The organism is Pseudomonas sp. M5, from assembly GCF_016907075.1.
Classification (GTDB): Bacteria; Pseudomonadota; Gammaproteobacteria; order Pseudomonadales; family Pseudomonadaceae; genus Aquipseudomonas; species Aquipseudomonas putida_E.
On sequence record NZ_JAFBBH010000001.1, the window covers coordinates 758,760 to 780,709 of the forward strand.

Here is a 21,950-nt window from a genome sequence, read left to right on the forward strand (position 1 = left end):
ATCGGTTTGCCGCTGGTGAGGCCCGGGCAGGCCTACTTGAAGCCCGTCACTGCATGCGGCACGTAGGGCGCTTGCAGGCGCTCCACTTCTTCGGCGCTGAGCTCGAACTGCAACGCGCCAATCGCATCATCGAGCTGCGCCACCTTCGACGCGCCCACGATCGGCGCCGAAACCCCTTGCTTGCCCAGTACCCAGGCCAGCGCCACCTGGGCCATGGGCACGCCACGCTCGCGGGCTATCTGTTCGACCACATCGATCACCCGGCCGTCTTCCACTTCGGTTTTTTCATAGAACGACCGGCCGGAAATGTCGGTACGGGTACGTTCAGTCTGCTGGCCATGCGGGCGGGTCAGCCGGCCGCGGGCCATCGGGCTCCAGGGCATCAGGCCCACGCCCTGGTCCAGGCACAGCGGGATCATTTCGCGCTCTTCCTCGCGGTAGATCAGGTTGAGGTAGTTCTGCATCGACACGAAGCGGCTCCAGCCGTTGCTGGCCGCCACCTGCTGGGCTTTGGCGAACTGCCAGGCATACATCGAGGATGCGCCGATGTAGCGCGCCTTGCCGGCTTTGACCACATCGTGCAGCGCCTCCATGGTCTCCTCGATCGGGGTGTGGTAGTCCCAGCGGTGGATCTGGTAGAGGTCGACATAGTCGGTCCCAAGGCGGGTGAGGCTGGCGTCGATGTTGGCCATGATCGCCTTGCGTGACAGGCCCTGCTCGTTGGGCCGGGTGCTGCCTTCCCACATGTTGGCCGGGAAGAACACCTTGGTGGCGATCACGGTTTCTTCGCGGCGGGTGAACGCCTTCAGCAGCTTGCCCAGGATCAGCTCCGAGGTGCCGGCCGAGTAGCTGTTGGCGGTGTCGAAGAAGTTGATGCCTTGCTCCACGGCGTGGCGGATGATCGGGCGGCTGTCGGCTTCGCCGAGGGTCCAGGGGTGGGTACCGGCGCCCGGCTCGCCGAAGGTCATGCAGCCCAGGCACAGTTTCGAAACATCCAGGCCGGTGTTGCCCAACTTGACGTACTGCATCTGCTTCTCCTCGGTAGTCGTTTGCGATGGGGGGAAGCTTAGCGGGGCTGTGGGCGTGCGGAAATCCCGTATCGGTGCAGGCGAGCTCTGCAGAAATTCACAAGCGCAGCAGTGGCTTGACCTGTTGCTGCAAAAAATCGGTGACGGCCTTGATGCGCGGGGTGTTGCGCACGTCTTCATGCACGGCCAGCCATAGTTCGATGCTCATGGTCTGTGTTTCCTCCCCGATGGCCTGCAGGCCATGCTCCTGGGCCATGAATGCCGGCAGGCAGGCAATGCCGATGCCGCCGGCAGCGGCCTGGGCCTGGATGCGCAAATCGTTGCTTTGCACTACAAAGGGCTGGTGGTGGGTCTGGGCGAGCAGCCACTGTTGCTGCGCCGACTTGGCCTGGGACTGGTCGTAGCCGATATAGCGCGGCGTGCTGGTGCTGCGCAGGTAGCCGGGGGCGGCGTACAGGCGGTAATCCAGGTAACCCAGCAGGCTGGCCACCAGGGTGGGCTCGCTGGGCCTGGCCAGGGCCACGCTGATATCCGCCTCGCGGCGTGCCAGCGAGGCGCGCGACTTGCTGCCGACCAGTTTCAGGTGCAACTGCGGGTAGCGGTTGCACAGGGTGGCCAGGCGCCGCGCAATGAGGCTGCCGAGCAAGGCGGGCGGGGCGGCCAGTACCACCTGGCCTTCAACCTGCTGCTGGCCTGCGCTGGCGAAGTGTTCCAGGGCGAAGGAGGCCTGGGTCATCTGCTCGGCGTACTCGCCCACCCGGCGGCCTTGCTCGGTCAGCACGTAAGCCCTGGGGCGGCGGTCGACCAGCTTGAGGTTGAGCGCAGCTTCCAGCGCGGCGATGCGCCGCGCCACGGTGGCGTGGTCGACGCCCAGCTGCTTGGCTGCGGCCGACAGGGAGCCGGTGCTGATGAAGGCGCAGAAATGGCGCAGGTCTTCCCAATCGAACATAGCGGGCCTCTGTGGTGGAGGGCCATGATAAAGCCTCCTGGCGATTCCCACGACCTGAACCGGCCCCAACGCCGGCACACACGTTTCGCGTCAATTTCAAAAGCACCGCCATCGCTGCCAGGGCCGGCTTGCCGGCGATGGGGCAACACAAATAACTGATGCTAGGATGGCTGCCTCTCCTTACCCGGATACCGCCATGCAGCCCCTCGACCACCTGTCCTTGCACCTGTTCATCGTGGTCTGCGAAGAGGGCACCATCGCCCGCGCCGGTGAGCGGGCGTTCATGGCGCCTTCGGCTGTCAGCAAACGTATCTCGGACATCGAAGCGCGCTTTGGCACCACGCTGTTCAAGCGCAGCAAGCGCGGGGTCGAACCCACCCCGGCAGGGCTTGCCCTGTTGCGCCATGCCCGCGGCCTGACCCGGGCCATGGAGCGCCTCGACAGTGAGCTGAGCGAATACGCCGAGGGCGCACGGGGGCATGTGCGGGTGCTGGCCAATGTCTCGTCGATCATGGAGTTTCTGCCCGAGGAACTGTCGGCCTTCATGCTGGAAAACCCGTTGATCCAGGCCGATATCGAAGAGCGCTTCAGCCCCGATGTGGTCCGTGGCGTGGCGGAGGGCAATGCCGACCTGGGTATCTGCAGGAAGTCCACCGCAGTCGGCGGCCTTGAGTTCGTGCCTTATCGGCAAGACCACCTGGCGGTGGTGGTCGGTGCCAGCCACCCGCTGGCAGCGCGCAGCAGCATTGCCTTTGCTGAAACGCTTGGCTACGAGCACCTCGGGCTGTCGGCGTTCGCCACGTTGAACAGTTTCATGTGCAAGAGCGCCGAGGCAGTTGGCAAGGAACTGCGTTTTCGCTCGTACGTGTCGTCGTTCGATGCGGCCTACCGGCTGCTGCAGTTCGGCCTGGGCCTGGCGGTGTTCCCGCAGGAGGCGGTGGCGCGTTATGCGCCACTGTTCGACTTGCGGGTGATCCCGCTGACCGATGACTGGGCGTTGGGTGAGTTCGTCATCTGCATGCGTGACCGGCACGCGCTGTCGCTGTCGGCGCGGCGCCTGCTGGACCACTTGCTGCTGCGCGCGCCGGCCTGGCAGGTTATGCCCTGATATCCATCGCGGCTGACGATGGATCAGCCCGTGAAAGACGTCTTTTCTGCCCGCCATGCGGCTCTTAGTCTGGCCACACGCTTCAGACAGAGAGCCCCCTGATGACAACAATAACAATCAATGAAGTCGGCCTGCGTGATGGCCTGCAGAGCCTGCAGACGGTCATGCCGACCGCCGCCAAGCTGCGCTGGATCGACAGCGCGTATGCCGCTGGCGTGCGCCACATGGAAGTTGCCTCGTTCGTGCCGGCCAGGCTGTTGCCGCAGATGGCCGACGCCAAACAGGTGGTCGCCCACGCACTGACCTACCCAGGCCTGCTGGTTACGGTACTGGCCCCTAACCTGCGCGGTGCCCAGGATGCACTGGAGTCTGGTGCGCAACGCGTCGTCGCCCCAGTGTCGGTAAGCAACGCCCACAGCATGGCCAACGTACGCCGCACGCCGCAGGAAATGGTTGAGGAGCTGGGGCGCATGTGCCAGTTGCGCAGCGAGATGGGCCGGCATGACGTGCAGATGATCGCCGGCATGTCAGTGGCCTTCGGCTGCACCCGTCAGGGTGATGTGCCGCTGGGTGACCTGTGCGCATTGACACGCCAGGTGATTGAGGCGGGTTGCGACCTGGTGTCGCTGGCCGACACCACCGGCTACGCCAACCCCGGGCAGGTAGCCAAGGTGATCCAGGCGGTGCGGGCCATTGCCGGGGAGCGCCTGCGCGCCGCGCACTTCCACGACACCCGTGGCCTGGCGCTGGCCAACAGCCTGGTCGCCGTGCAGCAAGGTATCCACGAGCTGGACGCCTCGCTGGCCGGGCTTGGCGGTTGCCCGTTCGCGCCAGGTGCCTCCGGCAATACCGTGACCGAAGACCTGGTGTTCATGCTGCAAAGCATGGGTTACGACACCGGCATCGACCTGCAGGCATTGATCGACTCACGCCAGGTGCTGCGTGATGCCTTGCCCGATGAACCCCTGTACGGCGCGCTCGCCCGCGCCGGCCTACCGCTCAACTACTAAGGGCTACCCGCATGTCCAGACTCCCCTTGGACGGCATTCGTGTCGTTGAGATTTCGCACATGGTCATGGGCCCCACCTGCGGCATGATCCTCGGTGATCTTGGCGCTGAGGTGATCAAGATCGAGCCCACCCGTGGCGATGGCACACGGCGCTTGCTCGGCGCAGGCGCCGGGTTTTTCCGCACCTTCAACCGCAACAAGCAATGCATCGCCGTGGATGTGCAAACGCCCCAGGGCCGGGATGCCGTGCTCGCGCTGATCGACACGGCCGATGTGTTCATCGAGAACTTCAAGCCAGGGCGCATGCATACGCTCGGCTTTGACTACGCCGCGCTACGCGAGCGCAACCGGCGGTTGATTTACGCCTCGCACAAGGGCTTTCTCAACGGCCCTTACGACAATCGGCTGGCACTGGATGAAGTGGTGCAGATGATGGCGGGCCTGGCCTACATGACCGGGCCGGTGGGGCGGCCGCTGCGTGCGGGCAGTTCGGTGAACGACATCATGGGCGGCATGTTCGGGGCCATTGGTGTGCTGGCCGCGCTCAACGAGCGCAACAGCACCGGCGTTGGCCGCGAGGTGCAGAGCGCACTGTACGAGAACTGCGTGCTGCTGGCCGCCCAGCACATGCAGCAGTTTGTGGTCACGGGGGAGGCGGCAGCGCCAATGCCCAACCGCATCAGTGCCTGGGCCATTTATGATGTGTTCACCTTTGCCGGGGGCGAGCAGATGTTTGTCGCCGCCACAGGGGAGGGGCAGTGGCAGGCGCTGTGCAGCGTGCTTGGCCAGGCGGCATTGCGCGACGACCCCACCCTGGCCAGCAACAACGACCGGGTGTTGCAGCGCCCGCGTTTGCTGGCGCACCTGGCCGAGGTATTCGCCACACTTGATGCGCAGCAACTGGCGGTCGAGCTTGAGGCCAATGGCATCCCCTTCGCGCCGATCCGTCGCCCGGAGGAGCTGTTCGATGACCCCCACCTGATGCAAAGCGGGGGCATGGCCGACCTCACCCTGGAGGACGGCAGCAGCACACCGATGCCACTGCTGCCGCTGGCGCTCGATGGCCAGCGCCTGCAACCGCGCCGGCCGATTCCGCGTATCGGCGAGCACACCCGCAAAGTCATGCGCGAGCTTGGTTACAGCGATGCGCACATTGCCGAGCTGTGCGCCGCAGGCGTGCTCAAGACTGACGAGCAGGAGCGCTGAAAATGGCCATCTACCGATACGACACGCTTGTCCCGAACCTGCACCCGGAAACCTTCGTCGCCGAGCAAGCTACGGTGATCGGCGATGTAACGCTGGCGCAAGGCGTTAGTGTGTGGCCGCAAGCGGTGCTGCGCGGCGACAATGAACCGATCCACATTGGCCAGCACAGCAATGTGCAGGAGGGCGCGGTGCTGCATGCCGACCCTGGTTTCGCCCTGACCGTGGGCAGTGGCGTGACCATCGGCCACCAGGCGATGCTGCATGGCTGCACGATTGGCGATGGTGCACTGATCGGCATACAGGCGGTGGTACTCAACGGCGCGGTCATCGGCCGCAATTGCCTGGTGGGGGCGGGTGCCATCGTCACCGAAGGCAAGGTCTTCCCCGACAATTCACTGATCCTCGGTGCACCTGCCAAAGTGGTGCGTGAGCTATCGCCTGAGGCCATCGCGCACATGCACGCCAATGCCGCCGACTATGTGCGCAAAGGCCAAGCCTGCAAGGAAAAGCTCGTGCGTATCGGCTAACCCCCTTCAGTGGCGCCCTGAAGGGCGCCGCCGCTCTCCAATAATTACAAGAACGGAGATCCACCATGGTTGCCTTGACCGGTGTTCTGGCGCGTGAGCGCAATGAGCGTCACATCAATGAACTGCTGCTGTACCGGCGGGTGGCCTGGCGCATCATGCCATTGGCCATCATCTGTTTCCTGTTCTCCTATTTCGACCGCATCAACATCAGCTTCGCCAAGACCCAGATGCAGGCCGAGCTTGGCCTGAGCGACGCGGCCTACGGGCTGGCCGCGAGCATGTTCTTCATTGGCTACGTGCTGTTCGAGGTGCCGAGCAGCCTGGGCCTGAAACGCTACGGCGCGCCGGCGTGGATCTGCCGGATCATGGTGTCCTGGGGGCTGGCCACTGCGGCTCTGGTATTTGCCTATACCCATTACACCCTGTACTTCCTGCGTTTTCTGATCGGTGTGATGGAGGCCGGTTTCGGGCCGGCCATCCTGTTCTATCTGGCCTGCTGGTTCCCCCGCAAGCACCTGGCGAAGATGAACGGCCTGTGGTTTCTGGCCGTGCCCTTGGCTGGCGCGGTTGGCGGCCCTGCGGCGGGCTTTTTGCTAGGGACCATGGACGGTGTGCTGGGCCTTGCCGGCTGGCACTGGCTGTTTCTGATGTCGGGCCTGCCGTGCGTGGTGCTGGGCGTGCTGGTGCTGTGCAAGCTCGATCGCGACATTGCGTCGGCCAAGTGGCTGACCCTTGAAGAGAAAGCCCTGTTGCAGGAAAACCTTGCCCAGGACAAACGCGCGGACAAACCGGTGCTGGGTTCGCTGTGGCGGGTGCTGCTGACCCGAGAAGTGGCGATCATGGCGTTCATCTACTACGTGATCAAAAGCGCGTCCTATGGCCTGAATTTCTGGATGCCGCACCTGATCAAGTCATCAGGGGTACAGGACATGCTGTGGGTCGGTGTGTTGTCTGCGCTGCCTTATGCGGTGGCGTGCGTCGGCATGGTGCTGCTCACCCGGCGCTCGGACCGCACCGGCGAGCGCAAGCGCTACCTGGTGTACTGCCTGCTGGCCGCAGCCGTCGGTTACTTGCTCGCGTGCCTGTTCTCGGGCTCGTCGTGGGCGATGATGGCAGCGCTGGTAATGGCGACAGCGGGTACGTTCATTGCCATTCCGATCTTCTGGACCATCCCGCAGTCGACCTTCTCCGGGTTGGCGATTGCAACCGGCACCGCAGCAATCAACTCCGTGGGCCAGCTCAGCGGCATCGTGGCACCGGTGATGGTGGGGCAGATCAACGACATCACAGGCAGCACGTACATGGGCATGCTCTCGATTGCACCGCTCATCCTGCTCGCCTGCCTGGTGGTGATGCGCTATGTCAGAAACCCCAAGGTCTGAACCTGGCACGCCCTTGACGCTGAACAACAAGAACAATAACAAGGCATAACCCATGAACACTTCCGTCTCACGGCGGGCATCACTGATGCTCGCGGTGTTGTGCTGTGCGTGGCAATCGGCCCAGGCTGCCTTTGTCGCTGACGGCAAAGGCAGCCTGGAGCTGCGCAATTTTTACTTTGATCGTGACTTTCACGGTGCTGCTGCCAGCCAGTCCAGGCGCGGTGAGTGGGCCCAGGGCTCTTTGCTCAAGTGGCAATCGGGCTACACCGAAGGTGTCGTCGGTTTTGGCCTGGACGCGGCAGGGATGCTTGGCGTCAAGCTCGATTCGTCCCCGGACCGCAGCGGCAGCGGGCTGTTGCCCCGCGGCAGCGACAGGCGCGCGGTGGATGGCTATGGCAAGGCAGTTGCCACCGTCAAGGCGAAGCTTTCGCAGACCCAACTGCAGCTGGGTGGTTTGAGCCCCCAGTTGCCATTGCTGGTGTCGAACTACAGCCGGTTGTTCCCGCAGTGGTTCAAGGGTACGCAGTTGGTCAGCAAGGACTTGGACCGTTTCACCTTTACCTTGCTGCAGGTCGATGCCACCAAGCTGCGCGACTCCACCGACTTTGAAAGCCTGACCGCCATGGCGCAACAGGGCGCCTATTCGGCAACGGTGACCAGCGACCGCCTGTACTACGCGGGTGTCGATTATCAGCCGGCGAAAAGCCTGACCCTCAGCGTGCACACCAGTCAGCTTGAAGACCTGTTCCAGCGGGAATTTGCGGGGTTCAAGTACAGGGCCGGCCTTGGGCCGGGGGAGGCGTTCACCGAATGGCGCTGGTTCAACGCGCACGACCAGGGCAGGGCGTTGCTGGGCGAGGTGGATAACCGGACCTTGAGCACCAACATCGGCTATGGCCTGCACGGGCATACCTTCAGCGGTGGTTACCAGAAGGCCAGTGGAAATACCGCCTATGCGTATGTTGGCGGGACCGATACCTACCTGTTCAGCGAGCAGCAGGTGAGCACGTTTGCCCTGGCCAACGAGCGGGCATGGATGCTGCGTTACGACTACAACTTTGCAGCATTGGGCATCCCGGGGCTGACGTTCAATGTGCGCTACGTCAAGGGTGACCAAGTCGACCCACAGCGGATTGCCAGCAGCAAAGGCCGGGCGCTGGCCGCGCGGGGTGGCGAAGGTGAGGAGTGGGAGCGGACCACCGACATCAGCTATGTCGTGCAGTCGGGGGTGTTCAGGAACCTGTCGCTGCGTTGGCGCAATGCGACCATGCGCTCCAATTTTGCCGATGCGGCGGATGAAAATCGGGTGATCGTGGGGTACACGGTCGAGTTTTGAGCGTTGGAGTACAAATGTGCTCTTAGGTTGATATCGGGTGTGTTGGAAGGGGCCGTTCTGGGCGCATGTCATCAAGTTAACGGCGTTGGGAGGGCCTAACGCCCTCTATGAAACCGGTTTCAAAATGTTTCCGAACCAGCTAGATTACGCGGCTTTCTCAGGGCCTCTCCCTGATCCAAACCCAGACGGCGCAACCCAAGGCCGCCCCAATGCTGATGAGGACTTGCAATGCCTGAGCATGCCCCCGACAACCCGCGCCGGGACTTTCTGCGCAAAACGTTGACCCTTATTCCCGTGGTCACCGTGGCTACCAGCACCGGCCTGGGTGCCGGCCAGCTGCTGGCCCAGCCGGCCCCCGAACCCAAGGTGCCTGCTACACCGCCCGCTGGCCATTACCAGCCGACTTTCTTCACCGCCGAAGAATGGGCCTTTGTACAGGCGGCGGTGTCGCGCATCATCCCCGCTGACGAGCTGGGCCCCGGCGCATTCGAAGCAGGCGCCGCCGAGTTTATCGATCGCCAGATGAACACCCCCTATGCCACAGGTGCCCAGTGGTACATGCAGGGCCCGTTCAAGGCCGACGCCGCGCCAGAGCTTGGCTACCAGCTGCAACTGAGCCCCCAGCAGATCTACCGCCTGGGCATCGCCGCTGCGGATGCATGGTGCAAAAACGCCAGCGGTAAAACCTTTGCCGAGCAAGATAGCGCTACCCGAGACAAGGTTCTCGGCAAGATCGAAGCCGGTGAGATCGTTTTCGAACAGCTGCCTGCCAAGGTGTTTTTCAGCCTGCTGGTGCAGAACACCCGCGAGGGGTTCTTCTGCGACCCGATTCACGGTGGCAACAAGGGTATGGTCGGCTGGACGCAAATCGGCTTCCCCGGCGCCCGTGCAGACTTCATGGACTGGGTCGAGCGCAACGAGCCTTACCCGTTCCCGGCAGTATCGATTCGTGGCGAGAGGGCGTAAGGCATGGCCAATGCAATGAAGAAGGTCGATGCGGTGATCGTCGGTTTCGGCTGGGCGGGCGCCATCATGGCCAAGGAACTCACCGAGGCCGGGTTGCAGGTGGTCGCGCTGGAGCGCGGGCCGATGCAGGACACCTACCCCGAGGGCAGCTACCCGCAGGTCATCGATGAGCTGACCTACAGCGTGCGCAAGAAGCTGTTCGTGGATGTCTCCAAAGAAACCGTCACCATCCGCCACAGCGTCAACGATGTCGCGCTGCCCAACCGCCAGCTCGGTGCCTTCCTGCCCGGCAAGGGCGTGGGCGGCGCAGGCCTGCACTGGTCCGGCGTGCATTTTCGTGTAGACCCGATGGAGCTGCGCATGCGCAGCCACTACGAAGAGCGCTACGGCAAACGCTTCATCCCTGAACACATGACGATCCAGGACTTTGGCGTGAGCTACGAGGAGCTAGAACCCTGCTTCGACTTCGCCGAGAAGGTCTTCGGCACCTCGGGCCAGGCCTGGACCGTGAACGGCAAGGTGGTCGGCGAAGGGAAGGGTGGCAACCCTTATGCACCGGACCGCTCCAACCCCTTCCCGCTGGTGTCGCAGAAGAACGTGGTGTCGGCGCAGCTGTTCCAGAAGGCAACCGCCAGCCTGGGCTACAAGCCCTACAACCTGCCTTCGGCCAACACATCGGGGCCCTACACCAACCCCTATGGGGCGCAGATGGGGCCGTGCAACTTCTGTGGCTTCTGCAGCGGCTACGTGTGCTACATGTACTCCAAGGCGTCGCCCAACGTGAACATCCTGCCGGCGCTGCGCCAGGTACCCCATTTCGAGCTGCGGGCCAATGCCCATGTGCTGCGGGTGAACCTGGACGACAGCAAGCGCAAGGCTACCGGGGTGACCTACATCGATGCCCAGGGGCGGGAAGTGGAGCAGCCGGCAGACATCGTCATCCTTGCCGCGTTCCAGTTCAACAACGTGCGCCTGATGCTGCTGTCGGGCATCGGCAAACCCTATGACCCGATCAAGAACGAAGGGGTTGTGGGGCGCAACTTCGCCTACCAGAACATGGGCACGGTGAAAGCGTTCTTCGACAAGGACACCTACACCAACAACTTCATCGGCGCCGGCGGCAACGGGGTGGCGATCGACGACTTCAACGCCGACAACTTCGACCATGGGCCGCACGGTTTCGTCGGCGGCTCGCCGATGTGGGTCAACCAGGCTGGCAGCCGGCCGATTGCCGGTATTGCCAACCCGCCCGGCACGCCCGCCTGGGGCAGTGCCTGGAAGAAGGCCACGGCCGATTACTACACCCACCAGCTGTCGATGGACGCCCACGGCGCGCACCAGTCGTACCGCGGCAACTACCTGGACCTCGACCCGACCTACCGGGATGCCTACGGCCAGCCGCTGCTGCGCATGACCTTCGACTGGCAGGAAAACGACATCAAGATGAACCAGTTCATGGTCGACAAGCTGAGCAAGATCGCCCAGGCGATGAACCCCAAGGCCATCGCCGTGCTCGGCAAGAAGGTCCAGGAGCACTTCAACACCGCCAGCTACCAGACCACCCACCTCAACGGCGGCGCGATCATGGGCTCCGACCCCAAAACCAGTGCCTTGAACCGCTACCTGCAAAGCTGGGACGTGCACAACGTGTTCGTCCCGGGCGCATCGGCGTTCCCCCAGGGCCTGGGTTACAACCCCACCGGCCTGGTGGCTGCGCTGACCTACTGGTCGGCGCGGGCCATCCGGGAGCAGTACCTGAAAAACCCCGGCCCGCTGGTTCAGGCTTGAGGAGCGATGGCATGAAAAAACTGTTGATCGCGACCCTGCTGCTGGGCACGGGCCTGGCTGCCCAGGCTGATGAAGCTACCGATGCGCTGGTGAAGAAGGGCGAGTACCTGGCCCGCGCCGGTGACTGCGTGGCCTGCCATACCGCCAAGGGCGGCAAGCCCTTTGCCGGTGGGCTGCCGATGGAAACCCCCATCGGCACCGTGTACTCCACCAACATCACCCCGGATGCCACCGGCATCGGCCAGTACAGTTTCGAAGACTTCGACCTGGCCGTGCGCAAAGGTGTGGCCAAGGACGGCAGCACGCTGTACCCGGCCATGCCGTACCCGTCCTATGCGCGGGTCAAGGACGAGGACATGCGCGCCTTGTACGCCTACTTCATGCAAGGCGTGCAACCGGTGGCGCAGCCAAACAAGGCCACCGACATCCCTTGGCCGCTGAGCATGCGTTGGCCGCTGGCGATCTGGCGTGGCGTGTTCGCACCAGAGGTGAAAGCCTGGCAAGCGCCGGCCGGTGCCGACCCGGTGGTCAGCCGCGGCGCCTACCTGGTGGAGGGTTTGGGCCATTGTGGCGCGTGCCATACCCCGCGCGCCCTGACCATGCAGGAAGAGGCCCTGAGCCCCGCGGATGGCAAGCAGTTCCTGGCCGGCAGTGCGCCGTTGGAAGGCTGGATCGCCAAGAACCTGCGCGGTGACCACAAGGACGGCCTGGGCAGCTGGAGCGAAGAGCAGCTGGTGCAGTTCCTGAAAACCGGGCGCAGTGACCGCAGTGCCGTGTTCGGCGGCATGAGCGATGTGGTCGAACACAGCATGCAGCACTTGAGCGATACCGACCTGACGGCCATTGCCCGCTACCTCAAGACGCTACCGGCAAGCGACCCGCACGACCAGCCGCATGTGTACGACAAGCACGTGGCACAGGCTTTGTGGAACGGTGATGACAGCAAGCCGGGTGCGGCGGTGTACATCGACAACTGCGCTGCCTGCCACCGTACCGACGGCCAGGGGTATACCCGCGTGTTCCCGGCGCTTGCCGGCAACCCGGTGGTGCAGACGGCCGATGCCACCTCGTTGATCCATGTGGTGCTGGATGGCGGCACGGTGCCGGCGACGCATACCGCGCCGTCGAACCTCACCATGCCAGCGTTCGGCTGGCGCTTGAGCGACCAGGAAGTGGCTGAGGTGGTGAATTTCATCCGGACCAGTTGGGGTAACCAAGGTAGTGCTGTTTCGGCCAGTGATGTGAAAGCCATCCGCTAAGGCCGGCGCCTGGCGCCATACGTTGTGGGGCTTGCCGGCGATGCAGGCGCTGCGGTGCATGGCACCGGCTTTGCCGGTGATCGCCGGCAAGCCGGCTCCTACAGGGTTGGCGCCGGCTGTAGAAATTGAGTATGTCAGTGCCACGGAAGGTGGTGAAACCGCATGGATGCCATTCGATCAGGCCGGCGCAGTACCTTTTGTGGGAGCCGGCTTGCCGGCGATGCAGGCGCTGCGGTGTAGGGCACCGGCTTTGCCGGTGATCGCCGGCAAGCCGGCTCCTACAGGGTTGGCGCCGGCTGTAGACATTGAGTATGTCAGTGTCACGGAAGGTGGTTAAACCGCTTGGATGCCACTCGATCAGGCCGGTGCAGTCCCTTTTGTGGGCCGGCTTGCCGGCGATGCAGGCGCTGCGGTGTAGGGCACCGGCTTTGCCGGTGATCGCCGGCAAGCCGGCTCCTACAGGGTTGGCGCCGGCTGTAGACATTGAGTATGTCAGTGTCACGGAAGGTGGTTAAACCGCTTGGATGCCACTCGATCAGGCCGGTGCAGTCCCTTTTGTGGGCCGGCTTGCCGGCGATGCAGGCGCTGCGGTGTAGGGCACCGGCTTTGCCGGTGATCGCCGGCAAGCCGGCTCCTACAGGGTTGGCGTCGGCTGTAGACATTGAGTATGTCAGTGCCACGGAAGGTGGTGAAACCGCTTGGATGCCACTCGATCAGGCCGGCGCAGTACCTTTTGTGGGAGCCGGCTTGCCGGCGATGCAGGCGCTGCGGTGTAGGGCACCGGCTTTGCCGGTGATCGCCGGCAAGCCGGCTCCTACAGGATTGGCGTCGGCTGTAGACATTGAGTATGTCAGTGCCACGGAAGGTGGTTAAACCGCTTGGATGCCACTCGATCAGGCCGGTGCAGTACCTTTTGTGGGCCGGCTTGCCGGCGATGCAGGCGCTGCGGTGTAGGGCACCGGCTTTGCCGGTGATCGCCGGCAAGCCGGCTCCTACAGGTGGGTGCCGGCAGTGCGCCGGGAAAGGTAGAATCCCGACGAACGGTAGGTGACGAAACCGCGCGGTTTTGATGTATTGAAACCGGTTTCAGTCACCGTCACCGACAATAATCACAAGGGACCGAAATGACCGACTTGCCTGCCCATTCCCGCGAACGCGTGACCATCAGTGAGGTCGCACGCGTTGCCGGCGTCTCCAAGGCCACCGTGTCGCGCTACATTGGCGGCGATCGCCAGTTGCTGGCCGAAGCTACCGCCAAGCGCCTTGAAGAAGTCATCGAGCGCCTGGGCTACCGGCCCAACCAGATGGCCCGCGGCCTCAAGCGTGGCCAGACGCGGCTGATCGGCATGCTGGTAGCAGACATCCTCAACCCCTATTCAGTCGCGGTGATGCACGGCGTTGAAACCGCGTGCCGTCAGCACGGCTACAGCCTGGTGGTGTGCAACACCAACCGCGACGACGAGCAGGAGCGCCATCACCTGGCGGCCCTGCAGTCTTACAACGTCGAGGGCCTGATCGTGAATACCCTTGGCCATCACCCCGGCGAACTTCTCAACCTGCAGCGCGACATGCCCATGGTCCTGGTAGACCGGCAACTGCCGGAGCTGAACGTAGACCTGGTAGGGCTGGATAACGCCCAGGCCATCGAGCAGGCCCTGGACCACCTGCAGGCGCGTGGCTACCGCGACATCCTGGCGGTCACCGAACCACTGGACGGCACCAGCTCCCGGCTCGAACGCACGCAGGCGTTCACCGCCTCGATCAGCCGTCGCGCCGGCATGCGTCAGCAACTGGTGGAGATCGACGGCAACCTGCACGCCCGGCTTGATGCCTTCCTCGGCAGTAATGGGCACGGGCCCCAGGCTATTTTCACCTTCAACGGCGTGGCCACCCTGACGGTGACCCGTGTATTGCACGACGCGGGTTGCAACCTGTTCCAGGACGTCGGCCTGATTGCGCTGGACGAACTGGACTGGTACCCGCTGGTCGGTAGCGGCATTACCGCGCTCGCCCAACCCACCGAACGCATCGGTGTGGCCGCCTTCGACTGCCTGCACGACCGCCTGCGCGGCGAGAGCGGGGCGCCACGGCGCCTGGACTTCAAGGCAGAGTTGATCGTCCGAGGTTCCACTCAACTACGCGAATGAAGAAACGGCCGGCAACGACGCCGGCCATTGTTGCAGCCAAAAAATGAAACCGGTTTCATAAGGACAAGAACAATGCACGAGAACCCCGTTTCCATCAGCCTCTCCAGCTACGGTGCCAGCTTGGTCCGGGAGCGTGGGCAGGAGAGTTTCCTTGAACTGCTGGCCGCTGCCGGCGTGATATGTGTCGAACTGCGCGAAGAGTTGTTCGACGAGGCCCCGGACGCCGCCGCGCTGTCGGCGGCAATCAACGCGCTGCAGTTGCAGTGCCTGTATTCCTCGCCACTGGAGCTGTGGACCCCTGAAGGGCAGCTGGACGCGCGCTTGCCTGCCAAGCTGGCGCTGGCCCGCGCACTCGGCGCCGTGGCGCTGAAGGTGTCGTTGGGGCATTACGCTTGCGCATGCGACCTGGCGGCCTTGCAAGCGCAACTGCGCCCTGGTGACCCGCTGTTGCTGGTGGAGAACGACCAGACCACGCAGGGCGGGCGCATCGCGCCGCTGCTGCAGTTCTTTGAGCGCTGCGAGGCCCAGGGGCTGGCGCTGGGCATGACCTTCGATATCGGTAACTGGCAATGGCAGGGCGAATCCGCCGCGCAGGCAGCGCGGTTGCTCGGCCGCTGGGTGCGTTACGTGCATTGCAAGGCAGTGCAGCGCGAGGCCAGCGGGCGCCTGGTGGCCGTTGTGCCGCAGGCCCGGGACCTGATGGCCTGGGAGGCAATGTTCGCCGAGTTCACCCCCGGGCTGATGCGCGCCGTGGAGTACCCGCTGGCCGGCGCTGACTTACTGGCTTTGACCCGCGCCCAGGTCAACAACCTGGCCCGCATCGGCATGAGCGAGGAGGTGAGCCATGCCTGAGCATGACGTGCTGTGTTTTGGCGAAACCATGGCCATGTTCGTTGCCGAGCAGGCCGGTGACCTGGCGGCTGTGGGGGCGTTTACCAAGCGCATTGCCGGCGCCGACAGCAATGTGGCCATCGGCCTGGCCCGGTTGGGTTTCCGGGTGCGCTGGCTGAGCCGGGTGGGCAACGACTCGCTGGGCCGCTTCGTGCTCGACACCCTGCAGCAGGAGGGCCTGGACTGCAGCCACGTGGAGGTCGATGACCACCACCCGACAGGCTTCCAGCTCAAGGGCCGTTGCGACGATGGCAGCGACCCTGTGGTGGAGTATTTTCGCCGCAACTCCGCGGCCAGCCACCTATCGCTGGCGCAGTTCAGCCCGGCGTTGCTGCAGGCCCGCCACCTGCACGCCACCGGTATTCCGCTGGCGCTGTCGGCCGGCTGCAGGGCGCTGGCCCATGAGCTGGTCGAGCGCATGCGCAGCGAGGGGCGCAGCATTTCCTTCGACCCCAACCTGCGCCCGTCGCTGTGGCCTGACCGCGCCAGCATGGTCCGTGAAGTCAACGCGCTGGCGATAAAGGCGCACTGGCTGCTGCCAGGGCTCGAGGAAGGGCGGTTGTTGACCGGCCTGCAAACCCCGGCGGACATCGCCGCGTTCTACCTCGACCGTGGTGTCGAGCACGTAGTCATCAAGTTGGGCGGTGAGGGTGCCTACTACCGCAATGCCCAGTGCCAAGGGCAGGTCGCCCCTGTGCCGGTGGCCAAGGTGGTGGACACCGTCGGTGCCGGCGACGCCTTTGCCGTTGGCGTGGTCAGCGGCCTGCTCGAAGGCCGCCCGCTCGCCGAGGCGGTGGCTCGCGGCAACTGGTGCGGCAGCCGCGCCGTGCAATCGCGCGGCGACATGGAAGGCTTGCCACTGCGCCGGGAGCTGGAAGCGTACGCATTACCCAAGAGTGCCTGAAACTTTGATCGCCGGTACGCCGGCCGGTTGCTACAAAAACAACAAGCTCAGGAGCCGCATCATGCAATCGACAAGCCTCGCCCCACGCCGTTGGTGGTACATCATCCCGATCGTCTTCGTCACTTACAGCCTGGCCTACCTCGACCGCGCCAACTACGGCTTCGCCGCCGCCTCGGGCATGGCCGATGACCTGAAGATCACCCCGGCGCTGTCGTCCCTGCTGGGGGCGCTGTTTTTCCTCGGGTACTTCTTCTTCCAGGTGCCTGGTGCCATCTACGCGCAAAAACGCAGCGTCAAAAAGCTGATTTTCGTCAGCCTGATCCTCTGGGGCAGCCTGGCGACCCTGACCGGCATGGTCAGCAATGTCTACCTGCTGATCGGCATCCGCTTCCTGCTCGGGGTGGTCGAGGCGGCGGTGATGCCGGCGATGCTGGTGTACCTGTGCCACTGGTTCACCCGCGCCGAACGCTCGCGCGCCAATACCTTCCTGATGCTGGGCAACCCGGTGACCATCCTGTGGATGTCGGTGGTCTCGGGGTACCTGATCAAGCATTTCGACTGGCGCTGGATGTTCATCATCGAGGGCCTGCCAGCGGTGCTCTGGGCGTTCATCTGGTGGCGCCTGGTGGACGACCGGCCAGCCCAGGTGGGCTGGCTGAGCGAGCAGGAAAAAGCGGCGCTCGAACAGGCCCTGGCCGCTGAACAGCAAGGCATCAAACCGGTTAAGAACTACCGCGAGGCGTTTCGCTCGCCGCAGGTCATCGTGCTGTCGCTGCAGTATTTTTGCTGGAGCATCGGGGTGTACGGCTTCGTGCTGTGGCTGCCGTCTATCCTCAAGCAAGCGGCGAACGTCGACATCGTCGAGGCCGGTTGGCTGGCCTCGGTGCCCTACCTGGCGGCGGTCGTGGCCATGGTCGGGGTGTCGTGGGCCTCTGACAAACTGCAGAAGCGCAAGCGTTTCGTCTGGCCACCCTTGCTGATCGCCGCGTTGGCCTTCTATGGCTCCTACGCCTTGGGCACCGAGCATTTCTGGGCGTCCTATGCGCTGCTGGTGCTTGCCGGGGCTTGCATGTACGCCCCCTATGGCCCGTTCTTCGCCATCGTGCCGGAGATCCTGCCCAGCAACGTGGCCGGTGGGGCCATGGCCCTGATCAACAGCATGGGCGCGCTGGGTTCGTTCGGTGGCTCGTGGCTGGTCGGCTATCTCAATGGCGCCACCGGTGGCCCTGGCGCTTCTTACCTGTTCATGTGCGGTGCGCTGCTGACGGCAGTGGCGCTCACGGCTGCGCTGAAAACATCACAAACCTCCGGCCAGGCCAAGCCCCGCAGCCAGCGCCTGGCAATGAGCCAATAGGAAACGGCTATGAAAAAGCGAATCGTCCTTTACAAGCGCCTGCCCGAGGCCCTGCTGGCGCGCCTGCAACAGCAGGTCGAGGTGACCTGGGTGGATACCTCCGGCAGTGATGGCCTGGCCCGGCTGCGCGATGCCTTGCCCGGTGCCCATGGCCTGCTGGGCGCCAGTTTGCGGCTGGACAGCAGCCTGCTGGACCTGGCGCCACAGCTTGAAGTGGTGGCCAGTGTGTCGGTTGGCGTCGACAACTACGACATTGCCGAGCTGACCCGCCGTGGCGTGATGCTGACCAACACCCCTGATGTATTGACCGAGACCACCGCCGACACCGGCTTTGCCTTGATCCTGGCCACTGCCCGGCGGGTGGTGGAGCTGGCCGGCTGGGTACGTGACGGCCACTGGCAGGCCAACCTTGGGCCGGCGCATTTTGGCAGTGATGTGCATGGCAAGACCTTGGGCATCGTCGGCATGGGGCGCATTGGTGAGGCCTTGGCCCGCCGTGGTGCGGCCGGGTTCGGCATGCGCGTGCTGTACCACAGTTCGCGAGCCAAGCCAGAGGTGGACGCCCGCTATGGTGCCCGGTATCGCACCCTGGACGAGCTGCTGAGCGAGGCGGATTTTGTCTGTTTGACGGTGCCCTTGAGCGCCAGCACCGAAGGCCTGATCGGCGCACGGGAGCTTTCGCTGATGAAGCCCGAGGCGATCCTGGTGAACATTGCCCGCGGGCGTGTGGTGGATGAACAGGCACTGCTTGCGGCGTTGCAGGCCAAGCGCATCCGCGGCGCCGGGCTGGATGTGTTCGTACAGGAACCACTGCCGGCCCACTCACCACTGTTGCAACTGGACAACGTGGTGGCCACGCCGCACATCGGCTCGGCGACCCACGAAACCCGTGAGGCCATGGCGCGCTGTGCGGTAGAGAATCTGTTGAGCGCGTTGGCGGGCGAGCGGCCGGCGAACCTGGTGAACGAGGGCGCGTGGCGAGCGCCAAGCCCCTCTAGGTCGCAACCCTGACGCAATCGCTGTAGCAGCGGTTCAGCGGCAAGGCCGGTGCCGTGCACTGCAACGCCCCAGGTCAGGCGCGCAGTGCCTCATTGCGACGCAGGCGCCAGAAGTGCGCCTGCGGCCAGCGTGTCTGGGCCTGGTAGTAGTAACGCACACGGCGCAGGTAATGCTCGCGCACCTGGTGCAGTTGGCCAGAATACGCTTGCGCGCCCAGTTGATCGCCGCGATGGTGAGCCACCACGGCTTGCGCACCGCGCAGCGCTGTGTACAGCGCGTTGAAAATGCCCTGCGAAGACAGCGGGTCGAAGGCCAGCGCCGCATCACCCACCGCCAGCCAGTCAGAGCCTTGCGCCGTGCACAATGCGCCACCGCCTGCACCGGTAGCGCTCAGCGGGCTCCAGCCCTCGCTGGCCCGGCACCAGTGCTGCAGGTACCGGGTACCGGCAAGCCCCTGATGCCATAGCGACGGCGTGTGAATCAGTCGCGAGGCGTTCCCGGCATCGGTATGCAACACGGCAATACGCCGGCCGCCAGGCAGGCAGGCGCTGTACCACCAGCCCTCGGGCGTGGCTTCCAATACCGTACGGTGATCCTCATGGGCGTCGCGCGCGCTGGCATACACCGCCACCAGCGGCGTATCGCAGATGCGTGCAAGCCCCAGCCGGCGACGCAATACACCGTGTCGGCCACTGGCATCGACGACGAAGCCTGCGCTGAAGTCGCCCGCTTGAGTGCCAACGCGCCAGCCTTCGGGCAGACGCTGCACGCGGTTGACCTGGGCGTCTATATGCAGCACGCCATCACTGCGCGCCGCCTCAAGCAAACAGGCGTCGAAACGTGGCCGGTCCAGGTGCCAACCCAGGCCGTGGGGGTCTTGAATGAAATCGGTGGGCTGCAGGGTGTCGTTGTCCCAGCTCACCAGGTTGCCCAGATTGGGCAGCGGTGCGCTGTGGTCCAGGACGCTCAGCAGGCCCAGGTCGCGCAACAGCGGGCGGGCCGCGCCAGGCAGGCTTTCGCCAGGCCGCAAGCCTGCCCCTGGTCGGCCCACCAGCAGCGTAGCCTGGCCGGCGCGGTGCAGTTGCCGCGCGATGACGGCGCCGGCAGTACCGGCGCCGATCACCAGCACATCGACCCTCAATGCCGGAACCGGCTCAGGGCCTGGCGATAGTGCTCCAGGCTTTCCCAGCCTGCTTCGCGCAGCGAGCGGTCCAGCGCCGGGTTGCCGGTGGAAACCGCTGCGCGCAGGCGCGGGGTGCGGGTCAATGCCGCGTTGCGGGTTTCCACTTGCATCAGCGCGGGCAGTTCAGGGTCGTCGGGTACGCCGGGACGCTCGCCGACAATGCCGATGTCGCCGAAATGCTCGGCCATGCACTGGGCCTTGTCGGCAAAGGTATCGCCTGCGAGGTTGCGGTCCCAATGCGCGCGGCGGTTGAATGCGGCCAGCCGTTCTTCGCGGGGCTGGCTGCTGTCGATGGCGATACGATAGTCCTCTTCGGTCAGCACCTGGTTCGGTACCCGCGCTGGCCAGAACGTTGGTAGGTAAGGGTCGTACTGATGGTCGTAGCCCGACCGGCAACCGGCGGCATCGACCTGCCACGGCAATGCCATCCAGCGGCTGATGCCGCCAGGGCGCTGGCCGTTCAGCGGCCCCGTAGGGGAAAGCACCTGGGCCTGGGACAGGTGCGGGCCGTAATCGGGTTCGCCAGCCTCCCCATCGTCATGCTTGATCCGCCAGGGCGCGCTGTACAACGACAGGTTGCGCATGGGCCAGCTCATCTCGATACCCGGGTGGAAGGCATCGGCCACACAATGGTCCAGCGCAGCCTGGTCGAGCATCGCGGGCTGCTCGCTGACCTTTACCTTATCGAACGGCAGGTGCGAGGGCAGCTTGCGGTCCCAGTCGTCGACGAAATCGCCTGCCACCCAGCGCGCGAGCACCTGGTCGCGCACGCCGGAAGCGCTGAGCATATCGGTGGGCGAAGGGACCTCCTCGCCAAAGGTGTCGCCGTAGATCCATGGCCAGGTACGCGGGTCGTACACAGGGTTGTCGCTGGCACGAAAGGCGTTGTACACCGTACGGCGCAGTTGCCCGTAGGCATCCTGGGTTTCACTGTCGGGGACGGCGGCCAGTTTGCCGAGCAACGCCGGGTCGTTGAAATCGAAAGGGCCGCCACTGCCGAACATCGCCGCGAAGCCCTTGTTGACCCACTGCAGGCCACTCATGCGCAGTAATACAGGCAGCACGTGCTTGCGGAACGACACCTGTTCCGGTGCCTGGAGCCAGCCGTACTGCACATAGGTATCGAACAGCAGGTCGTACATGGTCCGCCAGCTAAGGGTGTTGGGCGAGTAGTTGGGCTGCGCGCAGACCACCCAGGCGCCTTCGACTTGCAGCTCGCTGCCATTGATGCTGACCGTTGCGGTCACCGGACCGTCCGCTGTGTCGTCGTGCCAGCCCGGCGCGTTGGCAAAGGTCGAGGGGTTTGCCGGATCGAAGATGGGCGTACCTTGCGGCGACCCTGAGCTGCCAAAGCCGCCCAGCACCAGCAGGCGCCCGGCTTCGTCGGTGCGCAGTTCACCGAGCGGCACGGGGGTGCCGAGGAACCGCCCGGAGTCGAAGTGGTACTGTTCACCCTGCTGCTCGAAACCGCTGATACTGCGCGGGCCGGGGTCGATGGCGAGTTGCTCGCGCTGTTCGCCGAGCACTTGCGGGTTGCGCAAGGGCACTTGCAGGTCGCGGGCGGCGGGCACGTCCAGGGCCAGCACGAAGGCGTACCACTGCGCCTTGCGGTTGGCCAGATGCACATTCCACTTGATGGTGGCGTTTTCTGCCGTGAGTTCGGCCACCACCTCGCCTGCGGCATTGTAGCCATACACCCTGAAACGTGCGGCCTGGCGCTTGATAGCACCGTTTTGGTCGCGCATCGACTGCGCGTCGATGGCTGTGGGCCCGGTGGTTTCGGGGCCGATGAAATAGCCGTCGGGGCGTTGGCTGTTGCCCAACCGGGCGATGCCGATGGCCGGGTGAATGGCGGCTCGCACGATGCTGTCGAGGGCGGCAGCGTGGTAGGTGTCGGTCATGTGTGCGCTCCTT

General features: G+C 64.5%; 19 protein-coding genes. 15 read left to right on the forward strand and 4 right to left on the reverse strand.

Translation table 11 applies throughout. From position 1 onward, the window contains the following. Positions 1-32 precede the first annotated feature (32 nt). Both JOE27_RS03555 and JOE27_RS03560 read right to left on the reverse strand, forming a co-directional pair. The gene (locus JOE27_RS03555; RefSeq protein WP_012314410.1) at positions 33-1,028 is read right to left on the reverse strand and encodes an aldo/keto reductase; all 996 of its coding nucleotides are present in this window, start codon (positions 1,026-1,028) and stop codon (positions 33-35) included. A 97-nt stretch (positions 1,029-1,125) separates the two neighbouring features. Then, positions 1,126-1,977, reverse strand: a complete 852-nt coding sequence (locus JOE27_RS03560; RefSeq protein WP_039601455.1) for a LysR family transcriptional regulator — start codon at positions 1,975-1,977, stop codon at positions 1,126-1,128. A 196-nt stretch (positions 1,978-2,173) separates the two neighbouring features. On the opposite strand from JOE27_RS03560, the gene JOE27_RS03565 reads away from it, so the two are divergent. The 15 genes from JOE27_RS03565 to JOE27_RS03635 all read left to right on the forward strand — a co-directional run bounded on the left by JOE27_RS03565 (position 2,174) and on the right by JOE27_RS03635 (position 18,865). Continuing rightward, positions 2,174-3,085: a LysR family transcriptional regulator gene (locus tag JOE27_RS03565; protein WP_204917896.1), complete on the forward strand. Its 912-nt coding sequence runs from the start codon at positions 2,174-2,176 to the stop codon at positions 3,083-3,085. A 101-nt stretch (positions 3,086-3,186) separates the two neighbouring features. Next, on the forward strand, positions 3,187-4,095 hold the full coding sequence (locus JOE27_RS03570) for a hydroxymethylglutaryl-CoA lyase (protein ID WP_204917898.1): 909 nt from the start codon (positions 3,187-3,189) through the stop codon (positions 4,093-4,095). Between the two features lie 11 nt (positions 4,096-4,106). After that, positions 4,107-5,300 (forward strand): CaiB/BaiF CoA-transferase family protein, encoded by a 1,194-nt coding sequence (locus JOE27_RS03575; RefSeq protein ID WP_204917900.1) that lies wholly within the window; start codon positions 4,107-4,109, stop codon positions 5,298-5,300. 2 nt (positions 5,301-5,302) lie between these two features. Beyond that, a complete protein-coding gene (locus JOE27_RS03580) occupies positions 5,303-5,827 on the forward strand; it encodes a gamma carbonic anhydrase family protein (RefSeq protein ID WP_046786350.1) in 525 nt (174 codons plus the stop codon). A gap of 65 nt (positions 5,828-5,892) precedes the next feature. Beyond that, positions 5,893-7,209: an MFS transporter gene (locus JOE27_RS03585; protein WP_046786349.1), complete on the forward strand. Its 1,317-nt coding sequence runs from the start codon at positions 5,893-5,895 to the stop codon at positions 7,207-7,209. A 52-nt stretch (positions 7,210-7,261) separates the two neighbouring features. Beyond that, positions 7,262-8,545, forward strand: coding sequence for an OprD family porin (locus JOE27_RS03590; RefSeq protein ID WP_115274952.1), 1,284 nt, complete (start codon positions 7,262-7,264; stop codon positions 8,543-8,545). Positions 8,546-8,773: 228 nt separating this feature from the next. Next, entirely contained in the window at positions 8,774-9,511 is a 738-nt protein-coding gene (locus tag JOE27_RS03595; protein WP_119688979.1) for a gluconate 2-dehydrogenase subunit 3 family protein, read from the forward strand. A gap of 3 nt (positions 9,512-9,514) precedes the next feature. Then, entirely contained in the window at positions 9,515-11,299 is a 1,785-nt protein-coding gene (locus JOE27_RS03600) for a GMC family oxidoreductase (protein WP_204917902.1), read from the forward strand. Between the two features lie 11 nt (positions 11,300-11,310). After that, positions 11,311-12,558, forward strand: coding sequence for a cytochrome c (locus JOE27_RS03605; RefSeq protein ID WP_204917904.1), 1,248 nt, complete (start codon positions 11,311-11,313; stop codon positions 12,556-12,558). 58 nt (positions 12,559-12,616) lie between these two features. Next, positions 12,617-12,895, forward strand: coding sequence for a hypothetical protein (locus JOE27_RS03610; RefSeq protein ID WP_204917906.1), 279 nt, complete (start codon positions 12,617-12,619; stop codon positions 12,893-12,895). 787 nt (positions 12,896-13,682) lie between these two features. Beyond that, positions 13,683-14,705 (forward strand): LacI family DNA-binding transcriptional regulator, encoded by a 1,023-nt coding sequence (locus JOE27_RS03615; RefSeq protein WP_115274945.1) that lies wholly within the window; start codon positions 13,683-13,685, stop codon positions 14,703-14,705. A gap of 72 nt (positions 14,706-14,777) precedes the next feature. After that, on the forward strand, positions 14,778-15,557 hold the full coding sequence (locus tag JOE27_RS03620) for an AP endonuclease (RefSeq protein WP_115274944.1): 780 nt from the start codon (positions 14,778-14,780) through the stop codon (positions 15,555-15,557). Then, positions 15,550-16,500, forward strand: a complete 951-nt coding sequence (locus JOE27_RS03625; RefSeq protein ID WP_046786342.1) for a sugar kinase — start codon at positions 15,550-15,552, stop codon at positions 16,498-16,500. Before JOE27_RS03620 ends, JOE27_RS03625 begins: the two co-directional genes overlap by 8 nt. Before the next feature lie 61 nt (positions 16,501-16,561). After that, positions 16,562-17,854, forward strand: a complete 1,293-nt coding sequence (locus JOE27_RS03630; RefSeq protein WP_046786434.1) for an MFS transporter — start codon at positions 16,562-16,564, stop codon at positions 17,852-17,854. Positions 17,855-17,863: 9 nt separating this feature from the next. Continuing rightward, the gene (locus JOE27_RS03635; RefSeq protein WP_119688987.1) at positions 17,864-18,865 is read left to right on the forward strand and encodes a D-glycerate dehydrogenase; all 1,002 of its coding nucleotides are present in this window, start codon (positions 17,864-17,866) and stop codon (positions 18,863-18,865) included. A 61-nt stretch (positions 18,866-18,926) separates the two neighbouring features. Here the strand turns inward: JOE27_RS03635 and JOE27_RS03640 are convergent, their stop codons facing one another. After that, positions 18,927-19,994: an NAD(P)/FAD-dependent oxidoreductase gene (locus JOE27_RS03640; protein WP_204917908.1), complete on the reverse strand. Its 1,068-nt coding sequence runs from the start codon at positions 19,992-19,994 to the stop codon at positions 18,927-18,929. Beyond that, positions 19,991-21,937, reverse strand: a complete 1,947-nt coding sequence (locus tag JOE27_RS03645) for a LodA/GoxA family CTQ-dependent oxidase (protein ID WP_204917910.1) — start codon at positions 21,935-21,937, stop codon at positions 19,991-19,993. The genes JOE27_RS03640 and JOE27_RS03645 overlap by 4 nt, the downstream gene beginning before the upstream one ends. Between the last annotated feature and the right edge of the window lie 13 nt (positions 21,938-21,950).

What these genes read in the sequence shown, in the direction of transcription:
- JOE27_RS03570 (WP_204917898.1), top strand. Translation starts at nt 3,187, where the DNA reads ATGACAACAATAACAATCAATGAAGTCGGCCTGCGTGATGGCCTGCAG.
- JOE27_RS03645 (WP_204917910.1), bottom strand. Translation starts at nt 21,937, where the DNA reads ATGACCGACACCTACCACGCTGCCGCCCTCGACAGCATCGTGCGAGCC.
- JOE27_RS03605 (WP_204917904.1), top strand. Translation starts at nt 11,311, where the DNA reads ATGAAAAAACTGTTGATCGCGACCCTGCTGCTGGGCACGGGCCTGGCT.
- JOE27_RS03625 (WP_046786342.1), top strand. Translation starts at nt 15,550, where the DNA reads ATGCCTGAGCATGACGTGCTGTGTTTTGGCGAAACCATGGCCATGTTC.
- JOE27_RS03600 (WP_204917902.1), top strand. Translation starts at nt 9,515, where the DNA reads ATGGCCAATGCAATGAAGAAGGTCGATGCGGTGATCGTCGGTTTCGGC.
- JOE27_RS03590 (WP_115274952.1), top strand. Translation starts at nt 7,262, where the DNA reads ATGAACACTTCCGTCTCACGGCGGGCATCACTGATGCTCGCGGTGTTG.
- JOE27_RS03560 (WP_039601455.1), bottom strand. Translation starts at nt 1,977, where the DNA reads ATGTTCGATTGGGAAGACCTGCGCCATTTCTGCGCCTTCATCAGCACC.
- JOE27_RS03635 (WP_119688987.1), top strand. Translation starts at nt 17,864, where the DNA reads ATGAAAAAGCGAATCGTCCTTTACAAGCGCCTGCCCGAGGCCCTGCTG.
- JOE27_RS03630 (WP_046786434.1), top strand. Translation starts at nt 16,562, where the DNA reads ATGCAATCGACAAGCCTCGCCCCACGCCGTTGGTGGTACATCATCCCG.
- JOE27_RS03565 (WP_204917896.1), top strand. Translation starts at nt 2,174, where the DNA reads ATGCAGCCCCTCGACCACCTGTCCTTGCACCTGTTCATCGTGGTCTGC.
- JOE27_RS03620 (WP_115274944.1), top strand. Translation starts at nt 14,778, where the DNA reads ATGCACGAGAACCCCGTTTCCATCAGCCTCTCCAGCTACGGTGCCAGC.
- JOE27_RS03595 (WP_119688979.1), top strand. Translation starts at nt 8,774, where the DNA reads ATGCCTGAGCATGCCCCCGACAACCCGCGCCGGGACTTTCTGCGCAAA.
- JOE27_RS03555 (WP_012314410.1), bottom strand. Translation starts at nt 1,028, where the DNA reads ATGCAGTACGTCAAGTTGGGCAACACCGGCCTGGATGTTTCGAAACTG.
- JOE27_RS03575 (WP_204917900.1), top strand. Translation starts at nt 4,107, where the DNA reads ATGTCCAGACTCCCCTTGGACGGCATTCGTGTCGTTGAGATTTCGCAC.
- JOE27_RS03610 (WP_204917906.1), top strand. Translation starts at nt 12,617, where the DNA reads ATGGCACCGGCTTTGCCGGTGATCGCCGGCAAGCCGGCTCCTACAGGG.
- JOE27_RS03615 (WP_115274945.1), top strand. Translation starts at nt 13,683, where the DNA reads ATGACCGACTTGCCTGCCCATTCCCGCGAACGCGTGACCATCAGTGAG.
- JOE27_RS03585 (WP_046786349.1), top strand. Translation starts at nt 5,893, where the DNA reads ATGGTTGCCTTGACCGGTGTTCTGGCGCGTGAGCGCAATGAGCGTCAC.
- JOE27_RS03580 (WP_046786350.1), top strand. Translation starts at nt 5,303, where the DNA reads ATGGCCATCTACCGATACGACACGCTTGTCCCGAACCTGCACCCGGAA.